11 protein-coding genes are annotated in these 12,738 nt (G+C 60.9%); 5 read left to right on the top strand and 6 right to left on the bottom strand.

The features are described 5' to 3' along the window. Window positions 1-42 precede the first annotated feature (42 nt). Window positions 43-1,179: an RHE_PE00001 family protein gene (locus METLW3_RS0121955; protein ID WP_245267476.1), complete on the top strand. Its 1,137-nt coding sequence runs from the start codon at window positions 43-45 to the stop codon at window positions 1,177-1,179. 126 nt (window positions 1,180-1,305) lie between these two features. On the opposite strand, the gene METLW3_RS0121950 is transcribed toward METLW3_RS0121955, so the two are convergent. Genes METLW3_RS0121950 through METLW3_RS0121935 form a run of 3 tightly spaced genes read right to left on the bottom strand, consistent with a single transcriptional unit; the run spans window position 1,306 to window position 3,231 of the window. Next, window positions 1,306-2,265, bottom strand: a complete 960-nt coding sequence (locus METLW3_RS0121950; RefSeq protein ID WP_198022847.1) for a carotenoid biosynthesis protein — start codon at window positions 2,263-2,265, stop codon at window positions 1,306-1,308. 32 nt (window positions 2,266-2,297) lie between these two features. After that, complete coding sequence (locus METLW3_RS28930) at window positions 2,298-2,855, bottom strand: hypothetical protein (protein ID WP_198022845.1); 558 nt, start codon at window positions 2,853-2,855, stop codon at window positions 2,298-2,300. 19 nt (window positions 2,856-2,874) lie between these two features. Further along, window positions 2,875-3,231, bottom strand: a complete 357-nt coding sequence (locus METLW3_RS0121935) for an HIT family protein (protein ID WP_024881908.1) — start codon at window positions 3,229-3,231, stop codon at window positions 2,875-2,877. 77 nt (window positions 3,232-3,308) lie between these two features. Here METLW3_RS0121935 and METLW3_RS0121930 point away from each other — a divergent pair, with 77 nt between their 5' ends. From METLW3_RS0121930 to METLW3_RS0121915, 4 genes are all read left to right on the top strand, one after another. Then, window positions 3,309-3,914 (top strand): DUF2975 domain-containing protein, encoded by a 606-nt coding sequence (locus tag METLW3_RS0121930; RefSeq protein WP_024881907.1) that lies wholly within the window; start codon window positions 3,309-3,311, stop codon window positions 3,912-3,914. Beyond that, complete coding sequence (locus METLW3_RS0121925; RefSeq protein ID WP_024881906.1) at window positions 3,914-4,150, top strand: helix-turn-helix transcriptional regulator; 237 nt, start codon at window positions 3,914-3,916, stop codon at window positions 4,148-4,150. Before METLW3_RS0121930 ends, METLW3_RS0121925 begins: the two co-directional genes overlap by 1 nt. Window positions 4,151-4,306: 156 nt before the next feature. Beyond that, window positions 4,307-5,443 carry a peptide-binding protein gene (locus METLW3_RS0121920; protein ID WP_245267475.1) on the top strand — a complete coding sequence of 379 codons (1,137 nt, stop codon included), beginning with the start codon at window positions 4,307-4,309 and terminating at the stop codon, window positions 5,441-5,443. A gap of 458 nt (window positions 5,444-5,901) precedes the next feature. After that, window positions 5,902-9,339 (top strand): hypothetical protein, encoded by a 3,438-nt coding sequence (locus METLW3_RS0121915; RefSeq protein ID WP_157516643.1) that lies wholly within the window; start codon window positions 5,902-5,904, stop codon window positions 9,337-9,339. 78 nt (window positions 9,340-9,417) lie between these two features. Here the strand turns inward: METLW3_RS0121915 and METLW3_RS28520 are convergent, their stop codons facing one another. The 3 genes from METLW3_RS28520 to METLW3_RS0121895 form a co-directional block, all read right to left on the bottom strand. Beyond that, the gene (locus METLW3_RS28520) at window positions 9,418-10,518 is read right to left on the bottom strand and encodes a helix-turn-helix domain-containing protein (protein ID WP_024881903.1); all 1,101 of its coding nucleotides are present in this window, start codon (window positions 10,516-10,518) and stop codon (window positions 9,418-9,420) included. Window positions 10,519-11,282: 764 nt separating this feature from the next. Then, complete coding sequence (locus METLW3_RS0121900) at window positions 11,283-11,600, bottom strand: NIPSNAP family protein (RefSeq protein ID WP_024881901.1); 318 nt, start codon at window positions 11,598-11,600, stop codon at window positions 11,283-11,285. A 150-nt stretch (window positions 11,601-11,750) separates the two neighbouring features. After that, window positions 11,751-12,707 (bottom strand): nitronate monooxygenase, encoded by a 957-nt coding sequence (locus METLW3_RS0121895; RefSeq protein ID WP_024881900.1) that lies wholly within the window; start codon window positions 12,705-12,707, stop codon window positions 11,751-11,753. Window positions 12,708-12,738 lie beyond the last annotated feature (31 nt).

Raw genomic sequence — 12,738 nt, 5'->3', positions numbered from 1 at the left:
TTCTATCACTCAAGCTACATTCGCACTAAATTGATAATCGTCTTGATTCGTGCAGGATTAAAAATGGGGTTAGATCTTCCCGGCTCGGTTTCATTCGAGCCTCTGCAGGCGCCCTTCGAGAGCGCGTCGGACGCCCTCGCGCGTTTCGACGAGCGGCTTCGTTCCAGTCCCGTCGCCGAAGCGTTCATTCTTCGCGCGCATTTCCACGACGCCTGCGCCGCCTTGTGGCGCGCGGGCGAATTCGTGCAGCTCGAAGATCTCGTGCTTCATGACGCCGGAATGGACGTCCGCACGCCGACGCACGAGCTCGTGCGGGCCCACGCCGTTCTACTCACGCGTCGTCGCATAGCCGATCGCGAACCGGCCTGGGCGTTGACGACCGAGGGCCTCGCCAATCTACGTGGGGCAGGGAGATCGAATGATGCGGTGTTTGAGCCAACCGCTGGTTCGGGCGCCATGGACGAAGCGGCGGATGGAGAGCTGGATGATGAGGACGGTGAGACGATCATTACAGGAGAATTCGCCGAAATCGACGAATTGCTGGCGCGAACGTCACGCCCGATAGAGCGAATCCAGCCGGCTCCGCCGAAGCGAGACGACTCTGGTTTGGTCTACGACGAAGATTGGGACGATCAGGCCCGTCTCGCGGAGTGGCGCGAGCGTTTGGGCCGCAGCCAGAACCTTCCGCCATTGATGGCGGCAAGCGTCGCGCTCGATGCTTGGGAGGAGATCGAGCCGTTGCAGCGCAGCGCTTGGCTCGGCTCCTTGCTCGCCGCGGCCTTGCTCCGATCCCGTGGAAAGACACGACATCATCTCACCGCGCTGCATTCTGGATTTCGACAGGCCAAATTTCGGCGAGTCGGCCGGGATGATTTGGAAACTCGATTGATCGCATTCGCATGTGCGATCGAAGCGATGGCGAAGGCGGACTCGAAGGAACTCGACAGATTGACGCTCGCGCGCGAGCTCCTGCTCAGAAAATGCAAAGGCCGAAGAACCAATTCGAGGATGCCGCAGCTCGTCGAATTGTGTCTCGCTTCGCCGGTCGTCACTGTCCCTCTCGCCGCCAAGGAGCTTCGGGTCTCTCAACAAGCCGCCACTACGATGATCGACGAACTCTCGTCGAACCTTCGCGAGTTGACCGGACGCGGTCGATACAGGGCTTGGGCTGTCATCTGATGGATGGAGTATGTCGGACCAAATCTGGGCAATCGACTCGCGTGGGTTCACCGCGTGGCGTCGGAGGTTTTGGCGCAACGCAGGCACGCCGCCGCCTATCGAATCCGGAGGCGCGAATTGCCATTTTCAAGGTCCGTCGCCGTAATTTTCTCGCCGAGAAATGCCTCGTTGATCGCGAAATTCGTCAGCAAATGCGGCGACGGCGCGCAGGTGAAAACCGCAAAGCGCGGACGACTCGTTTGCGGGGCCAGCGTGCTCACGACCGATGCGCAGCAACGCGAGTGTGGAAGAGAAGAGCATCGTGAATAGCATGACGGCGACGGTGCTTTCACGTATGTCATCGATGCGCCAAACATGACCAGCGCCGTCGACGGTATCTCCGCCCGGTCCGATAAGCCAGGGCGTCAGATGAGTGAGACCGGCGCTCAGATAAAGCAAGACGGCCGCCACCCGAAACTCGGGGCTCTGCGCACGGGCTGAATCCAGCGCCGGCTCTTGCCGACGCAGATAGAGAGCATAGGCCTGAAAGAACAGCCACGAAGTCGAGAACCACCCGAAAAAGTTGGAGATCGGCACACCGAAGAAGGCGCCGCCCCTATGCCATATCCATGCTCCAGAGATGGTCGCGCTCGGCGCATCCATGACGACGTCCCATTGCGTCATCACGAAAGCCGCGACGAGGGGTAGAGCGATCACATTGCCTTTCTCGTTCAGCCGTCCGTCGGCGTGGTCGAGCAGGGCGCCGGCGACGACCCATGAGCAATATCCCATGCCGAACCATAGGCCGCCGACGACGAGCGGGATGACGCCGATCCGCGGTAGATCGGCGCCGATCGTGAAGTGATAGAGCCCGAACGGCAGCCCCGTGGCCACGCCAATGTTCTCGATGGTGAACGTTATAGCCGAGCAAATGAGGAGAAGTGCGACGGCGTGCCTTACGCCATAGGCATGGCACGCGAGCCCGAACGCGCAGGAAATGGAGATCGCCGCGAGAATTTGAGCGAAAAGAGTGGCGCTCCACGCGAAACCGATAACAACGACGAGAAAGGAAATTGTCGCGCTCCAAGCCCAAATGCGAACTTTCATGAGCATAGCCTTTCTTCTGGTCATCACCGAAGTCATTCGCATGAGGAAAAGAGACGGAAGAACCACGGCTCTGAACCTCCGTGTCTCAGGGAGCATCTCCACCCGCTTTCGATCAACGAACGCGCAATGAAACGATTGACCCAGCCATGACCGATCAGAGCTGTGGGGCCGTGATGGGCCTCGACGATCAACCGCTTCGCCGCGATCGATCCGCGTGCGGCGACCGCTCGATGCAGGGATGGACTCATTGCTTCGCCGACGCGTGACCAAGCGAACCAGGCCAGGAGCGGCATTCGAAATTGGAGCCATGGAACGACGTGATGCGGTTCTTCATTGAACATCGCGTCGTATCGAACGTCTCGATCGAGAAAAAGGATGCGCGCCGATTCTCTCGCGCGCGGCAGTTCGCTCGCGAACAACCCGCGAGCAAGTCGCAGCCGTTCGGTCAATTTTTCCGCAGGGCGAGAATCCGGGCAGAGGGGCGCAGCATCGTAATCTTCAACGAAGCGAAGGAAGTCCTCGCGTGAGAAGAGCCCGTCGGATTCAATCGCGACGCGGCCGTGCCGAATGAGGACAATCGTGGAAGCCATAGAAATGCCTTGACTCGCTTCACGCGACCGGACGCGCCGGTGGCGGCGGAGTATCGCCGACCCGTCGCGGGATAAGATGAAGATGCGCGTGGAATATTTTTTGTCCCGCCGCTTCACCGATGTTCGAGCCGACGTTGAATCCGCCTATCGTCGGATCTTCGTCCATCAACATCGTGCGGCATCGTGATGCGAGTTCGTGAACGGCTTCTCGCTCAGCCGCGGAAGCCTCGAATATGTCGGCGACATGACGCTTTGGAATGACCAATGTGTGCAGGGGGCGTATCGGAAACTTGTCACGGATGGCGATGGCGAGTTCGTTTTCTGCGACGAGGGTCAGCGACGACACGGCGCAAAATGGGCAGTTTGGGCTGGACATGGGAACTCCAATCGGCATAATATTATTGCATTACGATAATTATTTATCTATGGCAATAACGGAATGCCGAGGTCCACATGGACAATGTCACGCTCTTTCCCTCTCGGCCGATAGCTGCGACGCAGGATCAGCCAAGACGGGTCGCAATCCGACGCAGAAGCGACCTGCTCGCGACCGCGCTGACCGTCGCCTTCGCATTGGCTGCAGCGTTTACACTGACGCTCGCCATGGCGGCGCTGCTCTATGACGGGCCGCTGCTCTCATTTGGTCCGGGAGGACTATGGATCGGACGAGCGCCCGATCCGGCGGGCGGCCGCGTGGCTCTCTCGGCCTTTGCCCCGAGCCAGCGGCTGGCGGGCGCCGTCGCCATCTGCCTGCTCACTGCGCCGATCATGTTCATTCTTCACGAGGCGCGCGGGTTGTTTCGTCTCTATGCCGATGGGATCGTGTTCGCCTTCGAAAATGCGCGCCGAATAAAATTCATGGGCGTAGGCCTCATTCTCTACTCGGCCGCGCCATTCGTCGCCAATCGCGTCATCATGCTCGCGGGCGTGACGAGTGACCCGATCTGGTTTCACCTCGACGAGGTCATGTCGTTGATCTTCGGCGCGCTGGCATTCGTCATCGCCGACGTCATGGAGTTCGGTCGTGAGATCGAGCAGGAACGGGATGGATTCGTCTGATGCCGATCATCATGCGCCTCGACGTCATGCTGGCCAAACGCCGGATGCGCTCAAAGACGCTCGCGCAGGCGATCGGCATCACCGAGGCGAATCTCTCTCTCCTCAAATCGGGCAAGGTGAATGGCGTTCGCTTTTCGACGCTCGCCGCGATTTGCCACTATCTCGACTGCCAACCCGGTGACCTGATGGAATATACGCCGGATGACGAGGCGGGATCCTTGAAAGACGCCGTTTGATTCATTCTGTGGCTGGGCTTCGCCATGACCGATTTTCCTCGTTGTCCGCTTTTGGTTGTTCCCTTGCTTCTGAGTTGCGTTGTCGCGCCGGCCGAGGCGGCGCGAAAAGGCCCTCCGCCGCAAACGGCCGCGGCTTTCACGACTGGCGAAATTCCTATGATCCTCGACACCAGCCGTGTTTTGCTGGACGTCGCCTTCGAGACGCCCGAGGGGGGAGCGCGTAAGGCGCTCGTTTGGTTCAACATGGGTATGGCTGCGCCGGTTCTGACGCGGACGCTCTATCAGGAGTTGGCCATCGACCGAGGGCGACCGCTACGACTCTGGGTCGGGGACCGCGCGATCATGGCGGAGGCGGGCGACGTCGTGGATGGCGATGGCGGACTCGGCGTTCCGGACTTTCGACATCTCTTCGCGCCCAAGCCGGTCGAAGCTATGCTGCCGACGAGCCTCTTACAGCAGTTCATTGTGACTCTCGACTATGGTCGTCACTCCTTCGCTATCGCGGAGCCCGGGACCCGAAAACCAGAGGGCGTCGCCGTTCCGTGCGATGTCAATTTAAAGACCGGCGTCATCGCGATCCAGGCCAAAATCGGCGAAAGCGTTTACCCGCTCGCGCTCGACGCTGGCTCCGGCTACAGCTGGGTGCGAGGCGATGTCGCGAGGGGTTGGATGGCGCAGCATCCTGACTGGCGGCGCGCTTTTGGCGCGGTCGGTCCGGCCAACGCCAATATGGTCGACTTCGCCTTCGAGAAGGACGGCGTCGTGTTCCGCATTCCGAGAATGACGGTCGGCGCGCTCTCCCTCGACAATGTCGGCGCACTGGCGACCGCCCCGATACTCGGCGTCTTCGCCGATGGATTGCTCGGCGACTTCTTTTGGGACAATTGGAGAAAGGCGGCTCCGAAACCCGTCATCGGCTGGCTCGGCGGGAATGTGCTCAAAGATTACAAGCTGACAATCGACTACCCGAACCGAATGACCTATTGGCAAAAGCAGCGGAGCGTTGATTTGCACGAACTCGATCAGCCGGGTCTTACCCTCGTTCGGCGCGATGATCGCTACTTCATCGGCAACTTTGTTCGCAAGGCGAGGACCGCCGGAGCCGATGCAGTCATAGAAGGAGCCGAAATCGGCGACGAACTCGTCGCAGTCAACGGCGCTGAAATTCGGGGCGCCGGTAAGGAGGCTGTGTTGTCGAAGCTCCATGGCGCGCCGGGGGATCGTCGTCGGCTGCTGCTGGAGCGCGACAACGCGCGGATCGAAATCGACGCGGTGATCTCGGGATACGATTGATCAGTGCAAAACGTCCCCTTCGCCCAACCGCCTGATAGACAGGGTGCGCGCCACGGACTCGGACTATCATAGTTTGATCGAGACCAATGTTCTCGGCTTCACGGACCTGTTGGCGCGTATCGTCAGCATCTTCAAACTTCGCCGTTCCGAGACAGCGATTCTCGCGATTTCCAGTCTTTGCCCCAGAACCGGCCCACCCGCAGCCGGATCCAGAATTTTGTCCGCTGGGCGATAACAGCTCACCGGCACTCTCCTCGCCGGGCTCGGTCCGTGACGCCGCCTCGCAACATGAGACGGCGGGCATATCGCTGTGGAACATCCGGCAAAGCGGCATCTCGCCTTTTTTGATAAAAAGGTCTCGCGGCGCCTCGCATTCCTGGACTGCGGCAGCGCAGGTTCTCGGGCGTCTAGCTTCCCAACGAGCATTTTTCCTTTTCTCTTATTCTTCTGAGGAACAAATGAGTGTCGAAAGTGAAAGCAGAATAGGCAGCATCCACATCGTTTCCCCGCTCGAAATTCACGATCTGGAAGAGCCGTTGTTGGCCGTGAGCGTATGGGCTCCGGCTGACGATTTTCGCGCGCGTCTAAATGGTCGAGATGTGACCTGCCGTTTCAGCGAACCGGTCTCGGGGGTACGAAGCGCCGTTTTCGAACGCGGCACGGATTTCGATCTCGGTCCGGGCACATTCATGGCGGCAGTCGGCGAATGCATTACTGCGACTCAGGAGACGGTCGGATTCTCTTTCACTGCGTGGCAAATCACCGAATCCGGTCACGCGCAATTGGAGCTCGATGAAAATCGCCAGACACGGGTGAAGCGAGCCGTCCTCAACGGTCGGGTGCTGTTCGAGCATCCCGGATCGGGCGCGAAGGTTCGCGTCCGCTCCGATCGATTCCGAGCAGGAGTAGACCTCAGCGCCGATGATGGACTCACGTACGGGGACAATCTTCTCGTAGAGGATGTTCCGTGCGGCGACTATGTGTCGAGCCGAATAGCGCGCTCGATCACTATCGCCAAGACTGCTCCACTCGCAGGAGCAGGCCGGAGTCGAATCGTTTCCGTCGGCAATTCCATAATTCTCGACGGTTCAGAATCGAAATCTGCATTCGACGGCAGCCGTCTTCGGTTTCGTTGGAGCATTGCCGAAGGACCGACCGGCGCTCAGGCGGAAATAAGCGATCCGGCGAATTCGCGGGCAAGGTTCGTCGGAAATACGCCGGGCCGCTACCTTGTACGACTCGCGGTCTCGGAAGTTCTGAACAGCGGAGACGAGGCGCCGGCGGACGAACTCATCGGCGTGGACGAGGTCGAGATCGCGGTTGTTCCGACCGATGATCCGATGGGTCTGCCTATTCAAACCATCGACGAGCAAGGCGATATTCGGATCGGGAGCCGGAACTATGGATCGACCTCCGAATGGTTGCGCATGCTCGTGCTCGATCAGACGGTTCTGACCGAAATCAGCGATCTCTCCTACAATGAGAACGACTTGCAGAAACTGCAGGCGGACATAAATCGGCTTACCGGCGACGAGATCGTAATCGTGACCGCGCGCCCTCAGGGCCACAGGACTCCTGGAGCGGTCGACGAAAAGCTATTTCGAGAAATCCTCGGGAGCGTCGGCGCCGTTGCAGAAAGTCCCGACGGCGCCTGGATTCTGGCCAAACGACGTTTTTCGGTCATCGGCCGCAAGGGGCTCAACCCGGGCCAGGCATGGCAGAACAGCACAGATCTTTCGGCTCCGGATTCGGGAGGGAGCCTGAAAGGCTATCTGCAAATGGCGTCCGGCAACGCGTTCTCCTTCGTTTCCCCCGAAATGCTGGCGCTCGATACTGAGGCGAGCGGATCGGACGGCTACACTCGCAACGTCATAAAGATCAGCGACCGAGCCTTTCCTTCCGAGAGCATCCAGAATGGCGCGACGGCGCTTCAGCTGGTCGCGCTCGATGGCGAACGATTAGACCTGCGCGCCAATCTCACTTTCGAACTCTGTCTTCCCAGGGGGGCCGCTGTGGAGGGGGAGAGAGGAGACCCGAAACACGGAAAGTTCGGCAGCGGCGTCATCGGTCTTGCAGCCGCGCTGGATTACTTCCGCGCCGAAGCGTCCGGTGCGCTTCTCGTGCTGCAGACCTTCGGTCAGGGACAGTGGTGGGGCAATACGCCCAACGGCTCTCCGAGCTGGGCCAACGACGACGTCGAAGCAAAGAATTTTCCGACATGGGACGGCAGGCTTTTCGCCGTATCGGATGGGTCCGAAAATCCCACGAACGCCCTCTATCGGGTTTGGAATCCGGGCTACCCGACAGTAGCCGGACAGATCGGCGCGCTGACCAGCGGCGCAGGCCACGACATCGTCACCGCGTTCGGTTTCCAGCAGTACAACCAGGGCACGTCGAACGGCGGCCTTACGGTGGTGGCCAGCACTCATCCCTACGATGGCAGGCGCAACTTCATCCAAGGGCAGACCGGACAGGTTCAGTCGCGCCCTCGGTTGGTGGGCACGCTGATCCGCACGCGGCAATGGCAGTGGAGCGTTCAGACCAGCTCGTCCAGCCCTGAATTCGAAGCGACGCGGCTATGGGAAGTGGCGTTCGGGCCAGCAAAGGACTGGCCCTATGCGGAAGGCGCCGGATATCGGGCTGCGATGGCGCATATTGCCGATCAGCTCTGGCCGGGCTCAGGAATTGTCGACCTTCGTCCGCAATATGTGCTGAAGAAATCCGCCGATTGGGATGGCCTCGCTCTGACGACCGGCAATTTGCAATACCCGGCCGGGAGCGCTTTTACGGAAGCCGAGTTCGACGATGTGCGTACGCAGCTCGTAACCGAGATGCTCTATGTGGCGGCGATGAAGAACATCGTCACGCAATGGCGCCGGGTATTCAGGGACGCGACATTCAGCGGCTATGTCGATTTGCAATCGATAGCCCGAACGGTCATCGACAATGCGCTCGCGAACGCCAAAAGGCATGAGCATGAGACGACGAGCCTCGATTGGTTGGACATCGTCGGGTATTCCTTGTCCGTCGCATCCTCTATCTTGGGCTTCACTCCGGCCGAGGAGATCGCGGCGCCGCTCGGCCTCGTTGCGAATGTGTTCGGACTCGCCTCCGCTTTGAGCCCAGGTCATGAGAGCGGCGGCAGCAGCCGGCCGAACTCTCAAAAGATATGGAACCGGGCGGACCTCCTCGCGCAGGATTTGCTCGCGCGTTTCGATCAACTGGTTGACCTCACGAACCACATCGAAGACATCCTTTTCAGCAACTGGGGCAAGCTCGAGCAAGCCGGCGCGCATGCGAATGGATCATGGGCGTTCGGAACCGCTGTTCAACGCACATTCGCGCAGGCGATCGCAGTGTCTGCGAAGCGCGCCTTCTATAGAGCCTTGCTGCCGCTCACTTACGAACAGTGGGTCATCAGCCCCAATCGGACCGGCGCGGAGAACGATCCACAATGGGGGCCGGATGGTCTCGAACTGCCTGGGCGCAATTATCGATCCTGGGGGGCTGGGGACGGTGCCTATCCTCATCCGCCGGGGCACTACCCGTTCGCGAACAGCCCGGACGGCGCACTGCATTACGGCGGCGTTCACGGATGGACTCCGCCCGGCAGCACGACCCCGCCCGCGGCCGACGACCAGGTCTGGTACGAGATCCGTGTGTTGAAAAGCAAGGATGACCCTTTGGTCATAAAACCGAACGAATACTATCGGGGCGGCAATCCGACGATATGGCAGGATGGAAGCAATCCGCCGGCTAGCCTCGTAAATCCGCTGTTCGAACCCATCGATCCGAGCGACGTTTCCGGCAACCCGATAAAACTGGGCATCGACAAAACGCACTTCTTTGGTGACTTCAATGACGGATGGGGATGGAGAAAAGCCATCGCGTCCTAGGTCGGTGGAGTGCGCTTCGGCTTCGGCCGGGCGTTGAACCAGCGCTGTTTGATGGACACGCAGGCGAATGGGATTCGCCTAAAGGTCGTTCCTCGCCAGCACGGCGCCCGTGAGCTGCGAGACCCAGCGCGACGCTTCGGCGTCCGGCTGCGGATGCGAGGGGCCGCCGCCTGGGGGCGCGCCGAGAACTTTCTGCTCGGCGAGCTTGCGCGCCTCGCCGGGCGAAACGCCGAACTGTCGACGGAATGCGCGAATAAAAGTCGCATCCGAAGCGAACTCGCACTCCAAGGCGATATCGAGGATTCGCCACGTGCGGAAAGCGGGCGAGATCAGCATGGCGAAGGCGCGGTGCAGGCGCCTTTCGTGAATATAGCTCATCGGGCTTTGCGGCGCGAAAAGACGATAGAGGCCGGCGCGTGACAAATCAAACTCGCGGCAAAGAGGTTCGACCCCGAGCGACGCCACGCCGAGATTGTTCTCGATATGAGTCTTGATGCGGGCGCGCAATGATTCCTGGGAAGCGCTGGCCGGCGACTGGTCGTCTTCCCAGCGCCGATTGCATCCTCCCGCTGCGAGCTGCGCCAGCGATTGGACGGCCGCTTGACTTTCACTGTGCGTCAGCTCCAAAGCGCAACGTCGCAACGCGAGCATGCAGTCGCTCAGCATGCGCGTATAGGGCGCTTCACGCGGCATGATTCTGACCGTAGGTCCGCTATCGGCCGCGCTCAGCAGCGGCGCAAGCAACACCCTCGGCAGGACAAAGCTGATGTTTCGGGTGACGCCGTCGTCCGCCTGCATTTCCCGCGTCAGGCTCGGCTGTCCCATGTCGATGAGACTGACGTCTCCGGCCCGCTGAAGATAGGTGTGGTCCGAGGCCAAGAATTCGGCCCCGCCGCCGAGATACATGACCAGTTGAAAATGATCGATCCCGCGCGCCACATGTCTAGGCGTGCGGTCGTAACGAAGAGCGCTCGACCGCGCTTCGAGCAACAGAGCGCCGCTCAGGTGCAGGGTCGCCGAAGAGACGTGAAAATCCTTCGTCTCTCCGAGCACGATCACATCGCAGATGTCCTCTGTGAGTTGGCGAAAACGCTCGAGCGCGAGATCGGGCGAAGCGAAGTCGCCGCTCGAGAAGCGCAGCGGCTGCGGCATGTCGGTGGGCGGCGGATGCTGGTTCATGCTCAAGATGCTGAAATAGTCGACGAATGGCCGAGCGTTACTCCGGAGCCGGGGGATTTGCAAATGGATCGGCTCGAGCCAGCGGGCTAAGGATTCCGCATCCACCCACTATCGAGAGAGGCCGGCTTCACGCTGTGGCGCCCTCGGGCATGAGACGCTGGGCAAGTCGGGCCGCGACGCTCGGCAAAGCGTCGCAGTGCAAGTTTCAGCGTAGCTCCAGATCGCGTCGATCCGACGTCGGGGTCCGAGTCGGCGTCCAGACGGGTGCTCGATCTGCATGTTTTCGCTCTCATGAGCGTCGAGCCGCCAAGTGATGATTGCGGTTCATTCCGCTACGCTTTTTGCCAGCGGCGACCGCTTTGTCGGCGTGGCCGAATGACCGCAAATGCCCCATTGCAGCCCTGTCGCGCCGACAGGCCCAACGTCGGGTTGCGCCGAAAGGCGACATTCCCCGGGCCGGGCGTCCTGCAGCGGCTGCGGGATCGCGTCGCTCAAGAGAAAATGCTTTTGCTTACGCTGATGCCATTCGAGGTCTCGCGCCAAGTATTCGAACGGGCCGGCGAACCAAAGAAATTTGCGACGCTACCCTGCGGTCAATTCGCTCCTTACTGCGAGAGCTTCGCCCAATCCTGTCCGGCGGCGCGCGACTGGTTCGTCGCGCATTTCTAATGGCCCACGTCTCCACGCGACCCTCGTCCGGCGCGACCGGCTCAAAGCGGTCTTTCAGAAGCTGGAAGGCTTCGGGAGCGATTTCGAGAGTTTCGTCACCGGAGAGGAGAGAATGTCTCGGGGGTGAGCAATATCGTCTCCACGCAGGAGAGCCAGGCGATGTCGAAACCCGCCATGTCCGCCTTGAACAGATCGCTGGCCATATAGCGATCAGAGGCCGCCTTGGGATCGACACCTTCGGGATAGCCGACGAGTGCGACGACTTTCGCCGGATCGCTCGCAACGGTAAACACGCCATGTGTGACGATCCCGAATGCTTTCAGGCTTTCGATATGCTTGATCCAGATCTTGCGATAGGCCGTGGCGGCCTCGACGGATTTCAGCGTGTAGATGCGCATTTCATAGGTCGTCATGGATTTTCTCCGCTCGATGACGCGTGATCGGACGCTCGCTACGACATCGGTCCGGGCCATGGAGGCAACGCCTCGTCGCTCGGCGGACGGCGGTAACGCCGACTCGTCTCCCCGGACGCTCGTTTGCGGAGCAGGTCGAACTTGCCCGGTTCACGTTGCTCGAGGCGCGACCCTCGAATAGCCGGCGATCAATTCCTGCATGATGACGCGCGCCGGCAACTTGGCGTCGAGCAGCCCGAGGTTCTGGCCGACGACGAGGCTGCCGTTCTCGACGTCGCCGTCGACGGCCGCCGCGCGCAAGACGCCACGACCGATCTCGCGGATGCGCTCCGCGGCGTCGTCGGGCGGCAGTTCCCGTTCGAGGCGCAGCATTTCATCCGTCAGCCGGTTTTTGACGCCACGCACCCCGTCGCCGGCGCTGACGCCGGTCAGAACGGTGTCGCCTTCCCCGGCGGTGACGATGGCGTTCTTGTAGTTGGCGTGGATCGGGCATTCCTCGGCTACCAGGAAGCGGCTTCCGACCTCGACGCCGGCGGCGCCGAGCATGAACGAAGCGGCGACGCCGCGTCCATCAGCGACGCCGCTCGAATTGATCACGGGGATGGAAACGGCGTCCACGACCTGGGGTATCAGCGAGAATGTGCCGGTGAGGCCGAAGATATGACCGCCGCCGTCGTACCCCTTGACCGAAACGAAATCGACCCCGGCCGCTTCGAACACTTTGGCCTCCGACACCGAGGACGCCTTGCCGATCGTCGCGGCGCCGTGGCTCCTGAGCGCTTCGACGTAACGCGGAAGCGTGTCGAAATAGGCGGGGAACGTCTCGATCTCGACGACCCTGATCCCTTGGCGCAGGGTGATTTCCAGCAGCTTGTCGGCGTCGGGCAGGCAGGTGATGATGTTGAGGCCGAAAGGCGCCTCCGTCAGGGCTCGGGCCGCGCGGATCTCGGCCTCGAAGACGGCCGGCGGGCAAAAGCCGAGCCCCATGATTCCCAGCCCGCCGGCGTTGGAAACGCTCGCGGCGAGCTTGCTGTCCGACGCCCAGGCCATCGGCCCTTGCAGGATCGGGTAGCGAATGCCGAGCTTGTCGCAGACAATGTTGGTCATGATTCCCTCTTGCCTACCCTGACGGCGACGG

This window comes from Methylosinus sp. LW3 (genome assembly GCF_000527115.1).
GTDB lineage: Bacteria > Pseudomonadota > Alphaproteobacteria > Rhizobiales > Beijerinckiaceae > Methylosinus.
This window is presented reverse-complemented; position numbering and strand designations above follow the sequence as displayed.